The following is a 17,655-nucleotide window of genomic DNA, read 5'->3' as shown; positions in this document are numbered from 1 at the left end:
GGTATTTAAATCAGATGCAACCAGTGACCTAATTGGTGCCAAAAGCTATCGGGCACCAAGGTCAACAGCCAAGTGAGCGTCAGGTAGCGCAAAAGTTTGCCGATAAACATATAGATCAGGCAAGGTTGCCAAGCCAACTTTAACCATCCCGCAGCAAGGCAGAGGGGATCCCCAAACCCAGGCAACCAAGAGAGCAATAAAATCTTGGGTCCCCAAGCCTCTAGCCAGTTCTTAAGACGCGCATCTTTGGGCTCGCCAACCGACTTCATACTCCTGCGGGCTATTAGGCCAAGCCACCAATCCAACATGCCTCCTAGCGTATTACCAATGGTCGCTACGACGATTGCCAGCCAATAGAGGTGCGGATTAAGGGAGATGTAGCCAAACAGAATTGGCTCAGAGCCTACCGGTAGCAGAGTTGCCGAAACAAAAGCGCTAATAAAGACCGCAGGCAGACCTACCGAAGGCAGACCAAACCAATCAAAAAAATGTGCCAGCGCGTGTTCCACTAGGCAGACACTCCAGGAGTCATTTGCTGTTTTAGGATTTGCATGAGCAAACTTTCCTGATTGAATTGATAGATGAGGTATTCGTTCGCATTTGAGCTATTTTGCCCTGTTTTTCTCATTTCCCAGGAAATTCATTTCTTGCTTAAACTAAGGGGTGTACGGCAATAAATAGCCCTTTTTCCATTAAAACGAGACATCTATGAATCACCCCATTCCGAAGCCAGATCAATATCAAGATATGCGCGAGGCTTTACGTGACCTGTGCGGCAATTTTGACTCCGCCTATTGGCAAAAAATTGATCATGAGCGCGACTATCCAGAAGCTTTCGTAAGGGCCATGACGGAAGCAGGCTGGCTAGCCGCCTTAATTCCCGAAGAATATGGTGGTTCAGGATTGGGCTTGGCTGAAGCCTCAGTCATCATGGAAGAGATCAATTTCTCTGGCGGAAACTCTGGCTCATGTCATGGTCAGATGTACAACATGGGCACTCTCTTACGACACGGCTCTGAAGCGCAGAAAAAAATGTATCTGCCAAAGATTGCTACGGGAGAATTGCGTCTTCAGAGTATGGCAGTCACCGAACCTACAACAGGCACCGATACCACCAAACTCAAAACTACCGCCGTTAAAAAAGGTGATAAGTATGTTGTCAACGGACAAAAAGTTTGGATCTCACGCATTCAGCACTCCGACCTGATGATTTTATTGGCCCGCACTACTCCGATTAGTGAAGTGCAGCGCAAATCTGAAGGCATGTCAATTTTCATCGTCAACCTAGCAGATGCGATCGGCAAAGGCATGGAAGTAAGACCAATTGCCAATATGGTCAACCATGAAACCAATGAAGTATTCTTCGATAACCTAGAAATCCCCGCGGAAAACCTGATTGGCACTGAAGGTCAGGGCTTCAAATACATTCTCGACGGCCTCAATGCGGAGCGTACACTCATTGCAGCCGAATGTATTGGTGATGCCTACTGGTTTATTGATCGCGCTAGACGCTACGCCAATGATCGTGTCGTTTTTGATCGCCCGATTGGTAAAAACCAAGGGATTCAGTTTCCAATTGCCGATTGCTACATCGAAACAGAGGCCGCCAATTTGATGCGCTTCAAAGCATGCGAACTCTTTGATAACCATCAGCCTTGTGGACCGGAAGCCAATATGGCGAAATTCTTGGCTGCAAAAGCCTCTTGGGAAGCTGCCAATGTTTGCCTGCAAACTCATGGTGGCTTTGGTTTCGCCAATGAATATGATGTTGAGCGTAAATTTAGAGAGACCCGCCTCTATCAAGTGGCACCGATCTCGACAAACCTAATCTATTCTTATGTGGCCGAGCATATCCTTGGCTTACCAAGATCCTTCTGATTCCTCCACTAGAAATTGAAAATGAGCATTCGCCCTTTAGATGGCATTACCGTTATCTCCCTTGAGCACGCTATCGCCGCCCCTTTCTGCACTCGCCAGCTAGCGGATCTTGGTGCAAGGGTCATTAAAGTCGAGCGACCCGGTAGTGGAGACTTCGCTAGAGCCTACGACAAACAGGTTAAAGGTTTATCTTCCCACTTTGTTTGGGTAAATCGCTCAAAGGAAAGCTTGACGCTGGATTTAAAACAGCCTGCGGCATTAGATGCATTAAATACCCTACTCAAAACGGCTGATGTCTTGGTTCAAAATCTCGCTCCCGGCGCAGCTGCACGGATGGGCTTAACCGCAGAGCTACTACACAAAGATAATCCTCGCTTAATACTGTGTGATATTTCCGGTTATGGAAACAATGGTCCCTACAGGGACAAGAAAGCCTACGATTTACTGATTCAAAGTGAGGCCGGGTTTTTATCAGTCACTGGCACTCCTGAAAACCCAAGTAAGGCGGGCAATTCAATCGCTGATATTGCCGCCGGGATGTATGCCTACACTAATATCCTCGCTGCGCTTTTGCAAAGAGGCAAAACAGGCAAAGGATCAGTCATTGATGTGTCTATGCTTGAGTCGCTAGGCGAATGGATGAGCTTTCCGATGTACTACGCCTTTAATGGCGCAGAGCCACCCCCGCGTAATGGCGCCTCTCATGCCACCATCTATCCTTACGGACCATTCAAAGCTGGTGATGGTGGAACAGTGATGTTGGGCTTACAAAATGAGCGGGAGTGGGTTCAATTCTGCGAGGTGGTTTTAGAAAGTCCTACCCTAGCGCAAGATGAACGCTTTGATAAAAACTTCAAGCGCAATGAAAAGCGTGAAGCGCTACTAGCTATTATTGATGCTTGCTTTCAGAAGCTTACTACCGAGCAACTGATTGCGCGCCTAGAAAAGGCTCAAATTGCTAATGCGCGCCTCAATGACATGAAGGGTCTCTGGGAGCATCAACAGCTCAAGGCACGCGAGCGCTGGACGCAAGTGAATACGTCTGAAGGTAGTATTCCCGCCCTTTTACCTCCCGGGCTCAACAGCACTTATAGCTATCGTATGGATGCGATTCCCGCAGTTGGCGAACATACCGACCAAATTCTCAGAGAAATTGGTATGGCTGATTCTGAAATTACCAGTATGCGTGCAAGTGGAGCAATCTAAAGTAGCGGCGAAGTTAAGTGCGCAGCATTTTCCAAATAATGATGCCAACGCGGTCGCTTTGCCCAAACTTTTGGATCAACAAAATCAGACTGCTGCAAATAAGATTCAATTAATTTTTCAAGCTTAGAGCAAAATTCATTGTTATAAACAATGAGGCTAATCTCAAAGTTCAAACGCAGACTGCGTTGATCAAAATTAACCGAGCCAAAAATGGCAATTCTCTTGTCAATTAACAGGCTCTTGGTGTGTAGTAGACCTCCATGAAACTCTGCAATCCCGACTCCTGCATTCAGTAAATCACCGTAGAAACTTCTACTGCTCCAAGCAACCAATTTGGAGTCATTGAGCTTAGGAACGATCAAGGTCACCTTGACACCACGAGCAGCCGCCGCCATCAAAGCCTGCAGCAAGCCATCGTCAGGACCAAAATAGGGAGTAGTGATAGTTAACTCTTCACGCGCATCCATAATCGCAGACAACAGCACTTGATAAAGAATATCGTCTCGATATACCGGGCCTGATGAAAACTCTTGGGCTATTACGCCGCCTTCATGGGGTGATACTGGTGGCTGGCGATCATTGAAGTGGGTAATTTTAGGATTATCAACACTCCAGTCAAAGGAAAAAGTGAGCTCAAACTGGGATGCAACTGGGCCTTCGATGCGTACCATGGCATCCACCCATTCACCTACGCCAGAGTCCTGCTTGAAAGTTCGGGGGTCTACCAAATTCATACTTCCAGTCCAAACCACAGCGCCATCAATCACAAATATCTTTCGATGTAGTCGTAAATCAGCGCGCCTGAACTGAAAGCGGCCTACCTGAATAGGGAGAGCTTCTGTTACCTGAATGCCCGCCTTCTTAAAACGCGCAGGCCAAGAGGATTTAAACCAATCTTTACTGCCTAAAGAGTCCAACAATACACGGCATGCCACGCCACGCTGAGCAGCAACTATCAAGGCCTCGCACACTCGATCCGCATCACCACCTAAGGCCCAGATATAGAACTCTAAATGCAGACTTTTTTTAGCTTGGTTAATTTCATCAACAAAATTTTGTAAGATCTTTAAAGAGTCTGTATGCAACTCAATCTTATTTCCCGCAACCACTGGGGAACCATTCTTAGATTCCGCCAAGAGACTGAGGGCCCTACCCTCAAGAGGCAGCTTCTCTCTGTCGCCAATAAATTGCTGCCTCATGATTTTTGTAATGTTCTCGTATTCGCGATTCATGCGAACAATTTTCCGAGTCAAAGCTCTACCAACTGGACGCTCACCAATCAAAATATATAAGCCAATTCCCAGCAGAGGGAATGTCATCACAATAAATATCCATGCAAAAGCTACACCAACATTCCTTCTCACGGAAATAATGACGCCAATAAAATACGTTACTAGCAAGAAGTGAGCCAATAGAAGTAGACTCAAATTGAGCTCAGATTGTGTATTGATAAAAAATCCTAACAAGTTATTCATAGCAATCCCAATTCAGCAGTAATACCAAGGTGATCAGATAATTTCATCCATTCATGCAAAATTTCTGCTGAATGGATTTTGAGTCCACGAATATAAATGCGATCCATCGGCAAGATGGGCTTGATACTCGGAAAGGTTCTTGCTGGAGCACCCGTGAGCATCTCAAATACTTCACTAAAGCCAGCCTGTCGCATTGGCGCGCTCACTCGATTACGCCAATCATTAAAGTCGCCCGCCACAATAGTAGGCGCATCCCCGGTCAGCTCACCAATATAGCGAATGATCTCCTCTAATTGGCGCTCTCTGCCACGTTCAAATAATGCCAGATGGACACAAAAGCAGTGGACCAATTGCTTGAGATCACCCAACTCGATCACGCTATGCAACAGACCCCGCTTTTCGAAACGATATGCAGAGATGTCGTAGTTATTGCCTTTTTGCAGGGGGTGCTTTGACAGAATGGCGTTGCCATGGTGGCCATCCGGATACTCCGCATTCTTTCCATAATGCCAATCGCGCCAAAAATCCTCCGATAGGAAATGCGTAAGCTCGGTGAGGGGCCATTGAGAAAATCGCCTCACCCGCCCGCGATGCTCTTGCTGCAACTCTTGCAAAAAAAGTAGGTCTGGATGGTGAGTGCGCATTTTTTGGCGCAATTGATAAATCGTTGAATGCCGATGTAAAGGCGAAAGACCTTTATGGACATTCATACTCATGACCGTAAAACGAGTTTCCCTGCTAGACGTCATCAATATTGCCCTGTGGCTTGCTGACGTCTAACGCGTGCCTGATAAATTTCAGCCTCAACCAGCTCCTGGCATTGCATGCACTTATTACAAATAGACGCCTGCTCTCGCAACTCCTCGATAGAGCTGATGGGATGGGCGTCTAAATACTCGCGCAGATCAACATCGAGCACCTCATTGCAGAGACAAACCACTTCAGCCATAAGTCTTAAATTTGCTCAATAAATGTCATAAACCCCATTTTGCCATCGCCTTGATAGAATCAATAGCATGTTGACTGCCTTTCATGACGCTATCTCCTTGCTTACCCAGCTGAATGCTGGCGTATTGGGAATAGTCCTGGTATCCCTCCAGGTGAGTCTAAGCGCTCTTATTTTGGGAATCTTGCTAGGTTTACCGATTGGCGCTTTTTTGGCCACCGAAGAATTCCAAGGAAAAAAATGGATCATCGTGACCCTAAATACCCTAATGGGCGTCCCCACAGTGATCGTAGGCGTGATTGTCTATCTACTCTTATCACGCTCAGGACCCCTAGGAGCGTGGGGATGGCTATTTACGGTCAAGGGCATGATCGTGGCTCAAATCCTGCTTACAACCCCCTTAATTGCCGCTCTAAGCCGTCAAATTCTCGAGGACTCCTGGAGAATTCATCGGGATTCCTTTTTAAGCCTGCGTCTCCCTTTGCTTTCTCGTTATAAGTGGCTCATTTGGGACTGTCGCTTCTCCCTGACTATCGCCGTTTTAGCTGGCCTAGCCAGAGCCATTTCAGAAGTCGGGGCCGTCATGATTGTTGGCGGTAATATCGATCATTCCACGCGGACCATGACCACTGCGATTGCGCTCGAAACTAGCAAAGGTGATTTACCGCTTGCTTTGGCACTCGGCATCGTCTTGCTGGGAATTGTTTTGCTAGCCAATATCGTTACCTTTGTTGTGCGCCAAATTGCGGAGCGTCTTTATGGTTGATATGAAGATGCCATTTACGCGATTTATTGAACTCAATCACATTACGGTGACCAGCAATGGCCGGACTATTCTCAATATTCCACACGCCGTCATTCCTGCAGACCGCCCTACTGCTTGTATCGGCCCCAATGGGGCCGGCAAAACAACTTTCTTAAAGTTAATTGATGGCTTGATTAAGCCCAATACCGGCACCATCACTTACTCATCCCCCAGCAAAACCGCCTTGGTTCTTCATCACACGCCGATGATGAAGGCTACAGCTAGAGCCAATATAGCCCTTGTACAAGATACCGACCGCAGTATCCTCAATCAGGATGTTGAATGGGTTATTGAGCGAGTGGGCTTAAGCCACTTAGCATCCAGCCCAGCACAAAAACTCTCTGCTGGTGAACGTCAAAAACTCTGCTTGGCTAGAGCCATCCTACAAAAGCCGAATTTGGTATTGTTAGATGAGCCGACTGCGAATTTAGATCCTGGCGCCACAGAGCAAGTAGAAAAAATTATTCGAGACTTCAATACTCAAGGCACAGATGTTCTTTTTTCTTCCCATCAACTTGCACAAGTAAAAAGGCTAGCTGAGTACATCATCTTTATCGATGATGGAGAAATAAAGGAAAAGGGACCCGTAGGCCCCTTCTTTTCTAATCCCCAAACTTCAGCAGCTAAACACTACCTTCATCAAGAATTACTGTCAGAGTAGTTACTTGGCGGCAGGTGCTGCTGGCGCTACCGGAGCCGCAGCGACTGGTGGCACAAAAGGTGGCGGCGCAACACATGCTGCTGGCGCTGCAGTTCCAGCAACCTTAAAGCGGTCTGCCACTCGATTTTGAGCCTGGCAAAGCTGGTAAGCAGAAACCTTATCCCCATAAGCAGTTTTTGCCTTAGCCAAATCTGCTGCAGCCTGAGCTTCAGGGCTCAATGGTGGCAAAGTGGCAAAAGCAGATGCCGATGCAAATACACAGAATGCGAAAGCAATGATCTTCTTCATGGCTTTGTCCTTATTTATTGAGTTTGTCATACCAGAGCTCATGGTGCTCTTTAGCCCAAGTAGCATCTACATAGCCAGTCTTCATGCCGTCAATAGAACCTTGCATGCCGATCGTACCGATATAAATGTGACCCATCGCCATCGTTGTCATCAGGATCGCCGCGCTGCCGTGAATCATATTAGCAACCTGCATCGTGCCACGCAGATACTCCATATCCATAAATGGAACAATCATATCGAGCACAAATCCTGAAGCTGAGATGACCAAACCTAAGAAGGTCATACCAAACCAGAACCAGAATTTTTCACCCATATTAAAAAAGCCGGCTGGCACATGCTTGCCGCTAAACATTCCGCCAAAGCTGAGCAACCACTGGAGATCGCCTTTTTCTGGAATATTTTTACCAACAAACAACAAGAAGAAAATCACAATGCTCAAAGTGAATAATGGGCCAGTGAAATTATGGATATTCTTGCAAACCATCAGGAAGGAGCCGTACGCTACCCCGCCCATTAACGGCATTGCAAAATACTTGCCATACAAAATCATCAAGCCAGTGAAAGCTAAAGCCAAAAAGCTAAATGCCATCACCCAATGAACAATGCGGTCAAGCGCGCTAAAACGCTTAATCTTTACACCTGACATTGGCTCGTGCAACTTGATAGAGCCTTTAGCAACATACACGCCGATGATGCCAAAGAAGGCAATAGCCAATAACCAGCCACCATAAACTGTGATTACCCCATTGCGAAACACGCGCCATGCTTGACCTGATCGCTGAATCAAAACCCCAGCCTGTTTATCAGGAATGCTCACGTAGTTCTGCGGATCGCTATTCGGTACCGTAAAAATAGATGGGTTAGCAGGTTGGGCCTGCGCTTGAGTTCCATTGGCCAAAGCATTGGGATTGGCTGGCACAGATGTAGGCGGAATGTCCACCCCACTAGGAGATGGCAATGGCGCCATCGGTGCACGCTCTGCAAAACTCATGCCACTTGCTAGCGCTAGCGAGAATCCTGCCGCCATCACCAAGGTGCGAAGCGCTTTAGAAAATGATCGTTTCATAAAAATATCCTTAAACGTTATCGTTTTATTTATTGTTTTTTAGGTGATCACTTAATACGACTGTATTCGTTTTGACCTTGGTTACGCTTATCAATCGACTCAGTCCAACTAGCCTGATTACCTGGAGTCCAACCCTTAGTCATGAAGCCATTATTAGCACCCATGTAAGGAGCGACATCAGGACGCTTAGCAACTTTAGCGGCAATTTCAGGAGGTTCTGAACATGCTACCAACAAAGAAGCCACTGCAAAACAGAAACCCAACGTTTTGAAAAAAGCCTTCATTATTTAGCTCCTGGAATTTTGTCAGCAGGTGTTGGAGTTGGCTCAGCTGTACCTGGACCACCGTAGGCTGTGGACCAACCAAACGCTTGGGCGCCAGCATATTTACCGTTCTTCTCACGTGTAGCAACACGATTATTGAAGATGCTGGAGATGACATCACTATCGCCACCAATCAATGCCTTGGTAGAACACATCTCTGCGCAAAGCGGTAATTTACCTTCTGCCAAACGATTGCGGCCATATTTCTCAAACTCAGCAACACTGCCATTCTCTTCTGGACCACCACTACAGAAGGTGCACTTGTCCATCTTGCTGCGTGTACCAAAAGCGCCCTTGCTTAAGAACTGTGGCGCACCGAATGGGCAAGCCAAAGAGCAGTAACCACAACCAATGCAAATGTCTTTGTCATGCAGCACTACGCCTTCATCAGTACGGTAGAAACAGTCCACTGGGCAGACCGCCATACAAGGGGCATCTGTACAGTGCATACAGGCAACAGACACAGACTTCTCTTGACCAATGATGCCGTCATTCACAGTGACAACGCGACGGCGATTGACGCCCCATGGCACTTCGTTTTCGTTTTTACAAGCAGTGACACAACCGTTGCACTCAATGCAGCGTTCCGTGTCACAAATAAATTTCATTCTTGCCATTGTGTTCTCCTGACTTTATTTTTTGACTTAGGCAAATTTTTCGATTTGGCACATGGTGGTCTTAGTTTCTTGCATCATCGTCACCATGTCATAACCATAAGTAGTCGCAGTATTCACAGCCTCACCCTGAACTACTGGGGCAGCGCCCTCTGGGTAGTACTTGCGAATATTCTCGCCCTGCCACCAACCAGCAAAGTGGAATGGCACAAAGGCTGTACCTTGATCAACACGCTCCGTAACCAATGCGCGCACTTTGATCTTGGCACCTGTAGGCGACTTCACCCATACATAATCCCAGTTCTTGATGCCGCGATCTGCAGCCGCTTTGGGGTTAATCTCCACAAAGTTTTCTTGCTGCAATTCTGCCAGCCATGGATTTGAACGGGTTTCATCACCACCACCCTCATACTCCACTAAACGGCCAGAGGTTAGGATGATTGGGAACTTCTCGTATAACTTATTGTTCAAGTTTTGATCTTGAACAGTCTTATACAGGGTTGGCAAGCGCCAGAAATTCTTCTTATCCGCAATGGTTGGATACTTACGCATCATTGGCGCATTAGTACTGTAAAGCGCCTCGCGGTGAATTGGAATTGGATCCGGGAAGTTCCACACGATAGCGCGAGCCTTGGCATTACCAAATGGATGGCAGCCATTTTTCATTACAACGCGCTGAATACCGCCGGATAGGTCGGTCTTCCAGTTCTTGCCCTCAGCGAGTTTTTTCTCGTCGTCGGTCAACTGATCCCACCAGCCCAGCTTCTTCATAAATACATGATCAAACTCTGGATAACCAGTAGTAATCGCAGCACCCTTAGAGTGAGATCCATCGGCAGCAAGCAAGCTCACACCATCACGCTCTACACCGAAGTTGGCACGGAAGTTACCACCGCCTTCCATGACGCTCTTGCTAGTGTCATACAGATTGGGCGATCCTGGGTGTTTGATTGCAGCCGTACCGTAGCAAGGCCAAGGCAAGCCATAGTAGTCGCCAGTCGTGTCGTAACCAGTAACTGGATCCACACCACCACGAGACTTCAAGGTCTTCGGATCAAAGGTGGCGACCATACGCATGTGCGCTTTTAGACGCTCAGGTGTTTGACCGGTATAACCAATCGTCCAGCATGAACGATTAATTTCACGCAAGATGTCTTCAATTTGTGGTTCGCGCCATTGCTTACCAGCAAACTTCGAGTTGAGCATCTTGTAGTTCTTGGACAACTCTTCACCAAAGCCTAGGCGATCTGCAAACGCTTGCATGATCACATGGTCTGGTACTGACTCAAAGAGGGGATCAATGACTTTTTCGCGCCATTGCAAGGAACGGTTTGAAGCTGTTGCAGAACCAGTAGTTTCAAACTGTGTAGTTGCTGGCAATAAGTACACATTACGATTTTTATTAACCGCATCACCCTCTGCTGCTGGCATCGCAGCCATCGCTGCAGTCGCGCTTGGGAATGGATCTACCACTACCAAGAGATCGAGCTTATTCATTGCGCGCTTCATATCTAAGCCGCGGGTTTGTGAGTTTGGTGCATGACCCCAGAAGAACAAGCCCTTCACGTTCGTCTGCTGATCAATCATGTCGTTCTTCTCTAGAACGGCATCTACCCAACGGGATACGGTTGTACCCGACTTCTCCATCATGTCTGGGGCATAACGACCTTTAATCCAGTCATAGTCAACACCCCATACGGTAGCGAAGTGTTTCCATGAACCTGCTGCAAGACCGTAATAGCCAGGCAATGAATCAGGATTAGGACCAACGTCGGTAGCGCCTTGAACGTTATCGTGGCCACGGAAAATATTAGTACCACCGCCGGACTTGCCAACGTTACCTAAGGCTAACTGCAAAATACAGGAGGCACGTACCATGGCGTTACCGATTGTGTGCTGGGTTTGACCCATACACCAAACAACAGTACTTGGCTTGTTTGTCGCCATGGTTTTGGCCACTTGATAGACCTGCGCTTCAGGTACACCACAAGCCTCTTCAACGGCCGCAGGAGTCCATTTCTCCATAACCTCTTTACGAATCTCATCCATTCCGTAAACGCGATCGTTGATGTACTTCTTGTCTTCCCAACCATTTTTAAAGATGTGATACAGAACACCAAACAAGAAAGGAATGTCAGTACCAGAGCGAATACGTACGTATTGATCAGACTTTGCTGCGGTTCGGGTGTAACGTGGATCCACCACAATCACCTTGCAGCCATTTTCTTTTGCATGCAACAGCATCAACATAGAAACTGGATGCGCTTCTGCTGCATTGGAACCAATGTACAAAGCAGCCTTGGCATTCATCATGTCGTTGTAGCTATTGGTCATCGCACCATAGCCCCAGGTGTTAGCAACACCCGCAACAGTGGTTGAGTGACAGATACGCGCCTGATGGTCTGTATTGTTAGTACCAAAGAAAGAGACCCACTTGCGGAGTAAGTAGGACTGTTCGTTGTTATGTTTTGATGAACCAATAAAGAACATCGCATCGGGAGAATATTTCTCACGAATGCTCTTCATCTGCGCAGTGATTTCGGTTAATGCCTGATCCCAAGAGATGCGCTGATATTTACCGTCAACCAATTTCATTGGGTAACGCAAGCGGTAGTCACCGTGACCATGCTCGCGCAGGGCAGCACCTTTGGCGCAGTGCGCACCCATATTGATAGGAGAATCAAAGACGGGATCCTGACGAACCCACACGCCATTTTCAACAGTGGCATCGACCGCACAACCTACCGAGCAATGCGTACAGATAGTGCGCTTCACTTCAATCTTGCCCTTGCCATCCAACATTGCTTTACTTGGCTCTGCAACTGCTTTTTGTACCAAACTGAGTTGACTAGCAGCAATACCGGCACCAACACCAACACCAGAACGCTTTAAGAAGGTTCGACGATCCATTGTTGGAACAGCCGCTTTTAAGCCGCGCGATAGACTGCCAATGAGGCGTGATGTCGTACGACTGCTTTGTGGGGTATTGGATTTACGAGTCAGACTCATATGTTGTCCCTGAAAAAGTTTTTTATTTATTTACTAGTGATGAATTCAGAATGAGGTACCGTTTTAGAGCATGGTGCTTTCGTAATACTTACGCATGTGGGCCGTGATGGTTTTGCCCTCTTCTTTGCCTTTGACGGTGCTGCCAATTTCCTGAATAACGGCTTTGCCGACAGAGGTTTGCGACACCACAGCAACTGCGCCAACGGCAGCGCCTGCACCAATAAAGAACTTACGGCGTGATGGCTTATTTTCTTCGCTAATAGCAACTTTGGATTTAGTGCTCACGAGCATGCTCCTATGTAATTATTCTTGACTAAGGTCAAGTGTAATCCGTAATCGCATTTTTGACATATTGGCGTAATGGCGAACTGCTAATCGAATTTTTTGATGCAATGCAGCATTAAATCATGTCAAAACTTTGGCCTTCGATCGCCAGAAATTCTCGGGTTAATGCTGCTACTGGATGGTAGAGGTGCATTTCTGGAATGCCCTCAATCGCATCACACAACTCGTCGTACCAGGGACGAATATGTTGGTTAAAAAAGACCCTCTGATTTGTAAGGTTAGAGACCTCGACATCATCACCTGCGATCAGGTAGCGCATCACCTCGCATAGCGCTGAAATATGGTCCTCGGTTTCGGTAACTTCTTCAGCCGCCTCTAATCCAAACTCCTCGAGCGCCCTACGAATATTGACTAAAGGCCGCTCATTGAGGTGGCCTGCCAAATAAAAAGAACCATTAAGGACTACATTGGGCTTGCCCACACTAATAAAATTCAAGTCAAATTCATCATGCCAAGCCTTGGCAGGGTTATTTTTTGCAACCTCCACCACATCCATCCAAACCTTTGCCAAGGGCGCTTCGTCTGCGGCATCCTGCTGGTCTGCTGTGGCGGCGATTTGATCTAGCAACTCCTGATCCGGCGGCAGATGAAAAAAACGTGCGATCAAACCATAGAGATCGGCTCTAGCCAAGTCCTCCGGCAGGCCCACATCCCCTACTTCCGTCGATGGGTTGTTTGATACGTCCTGATTTCCTAATTCGCTCATAGCTCTTTCTTCACCATGTCTACTACACGGCAATCGCCGCACATCTTCAATCTATCCATCGCCGCTCCCGCAAATGCGCTATGGGCACCAAGCTTTGCCATCATCACATCGATCATTTTGGTAGTACCAAATGGCTTTCCACAGCTGATGCAATGAAACGCTTGGGTCTCATTGAGCACGACCTTTTGTTTGCGCTGCTCCACTGTTTGTAAGCGTGGATTCAATGCCAAAGCTTGCTCTGGGCAAGTTTGCGTACAGATGCCACATTGCACACACTGCTTTTCAATAAATGACAGGATAGGCTCATCCGGATTATCCAAAAGCGCGCCCTCAGGGCAGCTGCTGACACAAGACATACAAAGTGTGCAGGCATCTCGATTGATCGCTAGACCACCAAGCAATGAAGGTTTCGGCAAAGCAAAGCCCGTTTCGGGTAATGATGTCTTGGCATACTTTTGCAGATGCTCAAGAGCGGCCTCTAAGGTTTCACGCTTTTGATTTGATAAGGCGAAGCTCGCTGGCGGGCAAAGCGGGCTGAGCGCACCGCGCTGACGTAATTGACCCATCACTTGCGAAACCGCTCCCAATTCCTCTACAGAGTCAGCCAAGATCAAACGAATCCTTTGGTCAAACCCATAAGCCTGCAAAATCGTATTGGCTAAATTTGCCTGACTCTCTAAAGCAGCACGATACGATGGATCTTCATCACCACTCAAGAGCAAAACGACTTCAGCAAAACCATAACTGAGCGCAGCCAGCCACAAATCAATGCCAGTAGAAGCAATATGCTCAATGCCATAAGGCAGCATAAACGCCGGTAAACCCTCAAAGCGCTTTGGCATCACATGGGCAGAACGGCCCAAAGCATCTAGCATTTGGGTGCCAGCCTTCAAGCTATGCAAGAGCAAACTAGGGGCTAATGCTAAATTGATTTTTTTTGCTTCAGCACCAAACACTGTCGCTAGAGTCTTGAGTTCTTTGCCCTGGTGCGGCACGTTGGGATAGTTATATCGCATCGCACCCGATGGACAGACAGTGGCGCATGCTCCACATCCCATACAAAGATTGGGGTTAACTTCCACACTACCTTGACCATTTTTAAATAGCGATTGGATTGCGCCAGTAGAGCAAACATCGATACAGGAGCTGCAGCCTACTTTTCCATTTCGCCCATGAGCGCAGACTTTTTCGTTATAGACAAAATACTTCGGCTTCTCAAATTCACCAACCATCTCTTGTAATTGGTTGATAGCCAACGCTTGCTCCAGGGGATCTTTACCAGGGGCAAAGTAACCTTGCGGTGTTTGACTCATGCGCATTGATGGGTCAACCCGTAAATCCAAAATCAAATCAAATTCAGCGTTGCGCTTTCTATCCGCCCTATCAAAAGCAATAGCGCCAATGCTTGCACAGGCAGTTACACAAGATCGATGAGATTTGCATTTGTTTAAATCAATTTGAAATGAGAGGTCAATGGCATTCTCTGGGCAGACCTCAACACAGGCGCCGCATCGGGTACACATCTCGGGATCAATTGGATTTTGTAATTCCCAATCCACTGAGAAATTGCCAAGATAACCCTCTAGCCTAGTGACTACTCCGCTATAAATCGGATATGCACGCGTCAAAGGCAAGTCGCCTGGCTCAGTGCACAGCACCGATACATCCAAAGAAGCATTTAATTTTTCTGCCCAAGGCAATGCTTGATTGCCGGGACCCACAATTAAAAGACGGCCCTGGCTTTCATAATTCACCACTGGCACGGGCTCGGCTTCTGGCGCATCAGCCAAAGCTAATAATGCAGCGATCTTAGGGCCAGAAGTTTTGGCTTCTTGAGTCCAGCCCGCTACCTCACGAATATTGACAAAACGCAACGGTGCCACCAACGGCTTTTCAGATTGCTCTGCCAATTCAGAAAATAAAGCACCCTCTTGTGTACATGCCACTACTAAGGCATCCGACCCATCGAGCGCTTTCAAAAAGGATCCAACCTCTTGTCTACACAAAGAGCGATGCACTGGAACACCCAACGCCTTTGCATCCAAAGGCATGGTGCCATTGCAGTTACATACTAATTTTTGACTCATTCACAACCTTTTTAGGTTTTTTGCTTGTCTGACACTATCGGTGTCGCATTCGATTCACCAGACTGACCTTCCGATGGCAATGCTGAGGATGTTAAATCAGTTTGGGCGGGAGCCTCTAAAGTCGTGCGAGTAGCGTCTTGTGCTGCTGATCTCGAGCCAAGGGTTCTGTCATCTTCAGTAAGCCCATCGGTATTTTTACGGAAAAGGCCCAATAGGTCACTTTGCACCATGCGCTCTAACATGCCTTTTGGCATTGGATCGGGCTTGGAGTAATCATCAATGTAGATATCCAGGCCATCCATCACATTGAAGTGGGGATCGGTAAACATTTTCTTGAGTGCCGCTTGCTGAACGGCAGGATCCACATCCGCTTGCATAAAAGCAGAAAAATCTGGGGCAAAACGATCAATCTTTTCAACATCCTCGAGCGTTACGGCAGGAGGGGTATCTTCCGCTGAGGGTACAGCTCCCTGTGGGGCAGGGGTAAGCTCTTCCCGCTCTTTGCTTGGCTCGATAGCCTGATCGACTTTGCTTAATTTACGGCGCGACCAGCGACTGAGAAAACCATCGGCCATCATTCCTCCGCAGGACGGTGGGCACCTTGGAATGATGCGGGTTTGTTGCGCTTTTTCGGTTCAGGTCGGTATTGATCATTGACATACTCCTGCAACCAGGACGCATGTTCTTCGCTCATTGGAATAGTGTCGACTGATTCACCACCATCTAGTAAGCGCGCTGCTTCGTTGTAACTCACGCAGATACGGTGAGGCACCGCAATAGTAGATTCAGTTCTCGCTAATGGGAGAGATGACTGCTCAATGTATCGCTCGATATCCTCCTCAAGGCGCCACATCACAAACCAACAAGGCTTGGTAGCAGAGACATTTAAGTAGTAGCCCTCTGCCTCATCAGGAAAGAGGTTTAATTCAAAACCTGTGAACAACCAAGATTCACCATCCTCATCGCGCTCTAGGAAACGCCCTTCAATACGGCTGACAGCATGTTCCTGTTTGCTGTATTGACCAAAATCAGGCAATACCTCCTGAGGAACCCAGCGGTATGAGACCCATGGGTTGTCGATGTGTTGCTTACGCATCAATACTGCAAAGCGCATAAATCCTCAGGTGTTTTGAACAACAATATCGGGAAATTTACTGCTCATATCTTTTGCCAGGGTAGCAACACGTATAGCAACCTGTCTAGCAATGTTTTTATAAATAGCGCTGATGGCACCATCAGGATCAGCAACCACGGTCGGACGGCCAGCATCGGCTTGCTCACGAATGGAAAGATTGAGCGGCAAAGCACCCAGAAAGTCGACGCCGTATTCCTGACACATCTTCTCGCCGCCACCCGCACCAAATACATGCTCCTCATGTCCACAGCTGGGGCAAACATAGATGCTCATATTTTCAATGATGCCAATAATCGGAACGCCCACCTTCTCAAACATCTTCAAACCCTTGCGGGCGTCGAGCAATGCAATATCTTGCGGTGTAGTAACAATCACTGAGCCGGTCACGGGTACCTTTTGTGACAGCGTCAACTGAATATCACCCGTTCCCGGAGGCATATCCACTATTAAATAATCTAAATCACGCCAACGGGTTTGACGCAACAACTGCTCTAAGGCAGACGTCACCATTGGTCCACGCCAAACCATCGGTGCATCATCATCAATCAAGAAACCAATGGAACTCGCCTGCAATCCATGGCCTTCCATTGGCTCAATCGTATTTTCTTCAAGCGAGTCTGGTCTGCCAGTAATGCCCAACATCATCGGCTGGCTTGGGCCATAAATATCAGCATCCAAAATACCCACTTGCGCACCTTCAGCCGCTAAGGCTAAAGCCAGGTTTACAGCAGTCGTGGACTTTCCAACTCCACCTTTACCACTGGCAACTGCAATAATGTTTTTAACGCCTGGTAATAACTTAACACCGCGTTGCACGGCATGCGCAACAATTTGACTGGTGATATTGACACTTACATTTTTCACGCCAGGCAATTCACGCAGGGCATTGATAACCAATTTACGAATAGCATCAAACTGACTCTTTGCGGGATAACCCAATACGATATCCAAAGAGATGTCGCCCTCTTCCACCTTGAGATTCTTAACATTTTTAGCGGTAACAAAATCGATCTTTGTATTTGGATCAATTAAGCCCTTGAGTGCGCCCTGAACGGCTTCTACAGTAACTGACACTACCTTCTCCTGTGGTTCGTAAGCTCATCCGACCTGA

Annotated in this window: 19 protein-coding genes; 4 read left to right on the top strand and 15 right to left on the bottom strand. The window is 47.5% G+C overall.

Annotation, left to right across the window (positions count from 1 at the left end; all coding sequences use genetic code 11):
• Window positions 1–5: 5 nt before the first annotated feature.
• A complete protein-coding gene (locus tag ICN24_RS04220; RefSeq protein ID WP_216221555.1) occupies window positions 6–509 on the bottom strand; it encodes a VTT domain-containing protein in 504 nt (167 codons plus the stop codon).
• Between the two features lie 199 nt (window positions 510–708).
• Between ICN24_RS04220 and ICN24_RS04215 the strand changes: the two genes are divergently transcribed.
• Both ICN24_RS04215 and ICN24_RS04210 read left to right on the top strand, forming a co-directional pair.
• Window positions 709–1,878: an acyl-CoA dehydrogenase family protein gene (locus tag ICN24_RS04215; RefSeq protein WP_216221553.1), complete on the top strand. Its 1,170-nt coding sequence runs from the start codon at window positions 709–711 to the stop codon at window positions 1,876–1,878.
• A gap of 21 nt (window positions 1,879–1,899) precedes the next feature.
• Window positions 1,900–3,084, top strand: a complete 1,185-nt coding sequence (locus ICN24_RS04210; protein WP_216221551.1) for a CaiB/BaiF CoA-transferase family protein — start codon at window positions 1,900–1,902, stop codon at window positions 3,082–3,084.
• On the opposite strand, the gene cls is transcribed toward ICN24_RS04210, so the two are convergent.
• From cls to ICN24_RS04195, 3 genes are read right to left on the bottom strand one after another with little or no spacing between them, the layout of a single operon-like run.
• Window positions 3,081–4,559, bottom strand: a complete 1,479-nt coding sequence (gene cls, locus ICN24_RS04205; RefSeq protein ID WP_216221549.1) for a cardiolipin synthase — start codon at window positions 4,557–4,559, stop codon at window positions 3,081–3,083. The genes ICN24_RS04210 and cls overlap by 4 nt on opposite strands.
• Window positions 4,556–5,308, bottom strand: a complete 753-nt coding sequence (locus tag ICN24_RS04200) for an endonuclease/exonuclease/phosphatase family protein (RefSeq protein ID WP_216221547.1) — start codon at window positions 5,306–5,308, stop codon at window positions 4,556–4,558. Before ICN24_RS04200 ends, cls begins: the two co-directional genes overlap by 4 nt.
• Window positions 5,308–5,508 carry a (2Fe-2S)-binding protein gene (locus ICN24_RS04195; RefSeq protein ID WP_216221546.1) on the bottom strand — a complete coding sequence of 67 codons (201 nt, stop codon included), beginning with the start codon at window positions 5,506–5,508 and terminating at the stop codon, window positions 5,308–5,310. Before ICN24_RS04195 ends, ICN24_RS04200 begins: the two co-directional genes overlap by 1 nt.
• A 67-nt stretch (window positions 5,509–5,575) precedes the next feature.
• Here ICN24_RS04195 and ICN24_RS04190 point away from each other — a divergent pair, with 67 nt between their 5' ends.
• Window positions 5,576–6,271: an ABC transporter permease gene (locus ICN24_RS04190; RefSeq protein ID WP_216221545.1), complete on the top strand. Its 696-nt coding sequence runs from the start codon at window positions 5,576–5,578 to the stop codon at window positions 6,269–6,271.
• Window positions 6,264–6,971: an ATP-binding cassette domain-containing protein gene (locus ICN24_RS04185; protein ID WP_216221544.1), complete on the top strand. Its 708-nt coding sequence runs from the start codon at window positions 6,264–6,266 to the stop codon at window positions 6,969–6,971. The genes ICN24_RS04190 and ICN24_RS04185 overlap by 8 nt, the downstream gene beginning before the upstream one ends.
• Here the strand turns inward: ICN24_RS04185 and ICN24_RS04180 are convergent, their stop codons facing one another.
• From ICN24_RS04180 to apbC, 11 genes are all read right to left on the bottom strand, one after another.
• Window positions 6,972–7,259, bottom strand: coding sequence for a hypothetical protein (locus ICN24_RS04180; RefSeq protein WP_216221543.1), 288 nt, complete (start codon window positions 7,257–7,259; stop codon window positions 6,972–6,974).
• A gap of 10 nt (window positions 7,260–7,269) precedes the next feature.
• Entirely contained in the window at window positions 7,270–8,325 is a 1,056-nt protein-coding gene (locus ICN24_RS04175) for a formate dehydrogenase subunit gamma (RefSeq protein WP_216221542.1), read from the bottom strand.
• A gap of 47 nt (window positions 8,326–8,372) precedes the next feature.
• Window positions 8,373–8,609, bottom strand: coding sequence for a hypothetical protein (locus ICN24_RS04170; RefSeq protein ID WP_216221541.1), 237 nt, complete (start codon window positions 8,607–8,609; stop codon window positions 8,373–8,375).
• Window positions 8,609–9,265, bottom strand: coding sequence for a formate dehydrogenase FDH3 subunit beta (gene fdh3B / locus ICN24_RS04165; protein WP_216221540.1), 657 nt, complete (start codon window positions 9,263–9,265; stop codon window positions 8,609–8,611). The genes ICN24_RS04170 and fdh3B overlap by 1 nt, the downstream gene beginning before the upstream one ends.
• A 27-nt stretch (window positions 9,266–9,292) precedes the next feature.
• A complete protein-coding gene (locus ICN24_RS04160; protein ID WP_216221539.1) occupies window positions 9,293–12,271 on the bottom strand; it encodes a formate dehydrogenase subunit alpha in 2,979 nt (992 codons plus the stop codon).
• A 63-nt stretch (window positions 12,272–12,334) separates the two neighbouring features.
• The gene (locus ICN24_RS04155) at window positions 12,335–12,556 is read right to left on the bottom strand and encodes a hypothetical protein (protein ID WP_216221538.1); all 222 of its coding nucleotides are present in this window, start codon (window positions 12,554–12,556) and stop codon (window positions 12,335–12,337) included.
• A 115-nt stretch (window positions 12,557–12,671) separates the two neighbouring features.
• Window positions 12,672–13,322, bottom strand: a complete 651-nt coding sequence (locus ICN24_RS04150) for a molecular chaperone (RefSeq protein ID WP_216221537.1) — start codon at window positions 13,320–13,322, stop codon at window positions 12,672–12,674.
• A complete protein-coding gene (locus tag ICN24_RS04145; RefSeq protein ID WP_216221536.1) occupies window positions 13,319–15,409 on the bottom strand; it encodes a 4Fe-4S binding protein in 2,091 nt (696 codons plus the stop codon). Before ICN24_RS04145 ends, ICN24_RS04150 begins: the two co-directional genes overlap by 4 nt.
• Window positions 15,410–15,420: 11 nt before the next feature.
• Window positions 15,421–15,984 carry a DUF3306 domain-containing protein gene (locus ICN24_RS04140; RefSeq protein ID WP_216221533.1) on the bottom strand — a complete coding sequence of 188 codons (564 nt, stop codon included), beginning with the start codon at window positions 15,982–15,984 and terminating at the stop codon, window positions 15,421–15,423.
• Window positions 15,984–16,523, bottom strand: a complete 540-nt coding sequence (locus tag ICN24_RS04135; protein WP_216221532.1) for a DUF3305 domain-containing protein — start codon at window positions 16,521–16,523, stop codon at window positions 15,984–15,986. Before ICN24_RS04135 ends, ICN24_RS04140 begins: the two co-directional genes overlap by 1 nt.
• Window positions 16,524–16,529: 6 nt before the next feature.
• The gene (apbC, locus tag ICN24_RS04130; RefSeq protein WP_216221529.1) at window positions 16,530–17,618 is read right to left on the bottom strand and encodes an iron-sulfur cluster carrier protein ApbC; all 1,089 of its coding nucleotides are present in this window, start codon (window positions 17,616–17,618) and stop codon (window positions 16,530–16,532) included.
• Window positions 17,619–17,655: the final 37 nt, after the last annotated feature.

This window comes from Polynucleobacter sp. UK-Kesae-W10 (assembly GCF_018881575.1).
In the GTDB taxonomy this organism is placed as follows: domain Bacteria; phylum Pseudomonadota; class Gammaproteobacteria; order Burkholderiales; family Burkholderiaceae; genus Polynucleobacter.
Note: the sequence above shows the minus strand (reverse complement) of the source record. Positions and strands in the feature narration are given on the sequence as shown.

What these genes read in the sequence shown, in the direction of transcription:
- fdh3B (WP_216221540.1), bottom strand. Translation starts at nt 9,265, where the DNA reads ATGGCAAGAATGAAATTTATTTGTGACACGGAACGCTGCATTGAGTGC.
- ICN24_RS04200 (WP_216221547.1), bottom strand. Translation starts at nt 5,308, where the DNA reads ATGACGTCTAGCAGGGAAACTCGTTTTACGGTCATGAGTATGAATGTC.
- ICN24_RS04170 (WP_216221541.1), bottom strand. Translation starts at nt 8,609, where the DNA reads ATGAAGGCTTTTTTCAAAACGTTGGGTTTCTGTTTTGCAGTGGCTTCT.
- ICN24_RS04160 (WP_216221539.1), bottom strand. Translation starts at nt 12,271, where the DNA reads ATGAGTCTGACTCGTAAATCCAATACCCCACAAAGCAGTCGTACGACA.
- ICN24_RS04150 (WP_216221537.1), bottom strand. Translation starts at nt 13,322, where the DNA reads ATGAGCGAATTAGGAAATCAGGACGTATCAAACAACCCATCGACGGAA.
- ICN24_RS04185 (WP_216221544.1), top strand. Translation starts at nt 6,264, where the DNA reads ATGGTTGATATGAAGATGCCATTTACGCGATTTATTGAACTCAATCAC.
- ICN24_RS04140 (WP_216221533.1), bottom strand. Translation starts at nt 15,984, where the DNA reads ATGGCCGATGGTTTTCTCAGTCGCTGGTCGCGCCGTAAATTAAGCAAA.
- ICN24_RS04135 (WP_216221532.1), bottom strand. Translation starts at nt 16,523, where the DNA reads ATGCGCTTTGCAGTATTGATGCGTAAGCAACACATCGACAACCCATGG.
- ICN24_RS04180 (WP_216221543.1), bottom strand. Translation starts at nt 7,259, where the DNA reads ATGAAGAAGATCATTGCTTTCGCATTCTGTGTATTTGCATCGGCATCT.
- ICN24_RS04210 (WP_216221551.1), top strand. Translation starts at nt 1,900, where the DNA reads ATGAGCATTCGCCCTTTAGATGGCATTACCGTTATCTCCCTTGAGCAC.
- ICN24_RS04190 (WP_216221545.1), top strand. Translation starts at nt 5,576, where the DNA reads ATGTTGACTGCCTTTCATGACGCTATCTCCTTGCTTACCCAGCTGAAT.
- ICN24_RS04145 (WP_216221536.1), bottom strand. Translation starts at nt 15,409, where the DNA reads ATGAGTCAAAAATTAGTATGTAACTGCAATGGCACCATGCCTTTGGAT.
- cls (WP_216221549.1), bottom strand. Translation starts at nt 4,559, where the DNA reads ATGAATAACTTGTTAGGATTTTTTATCAATACACAATCTGAGCTCAAT.
- ICN24_RS04195 (WP_216221546.1), bottom strand. Translation starts at nt 5,508, where the DNA reads ATGGCTGAAGTGGTTTGTCTCTGCAATGAGGTGCTCGATGTTGATCTG.
- ICN24_RS04175 (WP_216221542.1), bottom strand. Translation starts at nt 8,325, where the DNA reads ATGAAACGATCATTTTCTAAAGCGCTTCGCACCTTGGTGATGGCGGCA.
- ICN24_RS04215 (WP_216221553.1), top strand. Translation starts at nt 709, where the DNA reads ATGAATCACCCCATTCCGAAGCCAGATCAATATCAAGATATGCGCGAG.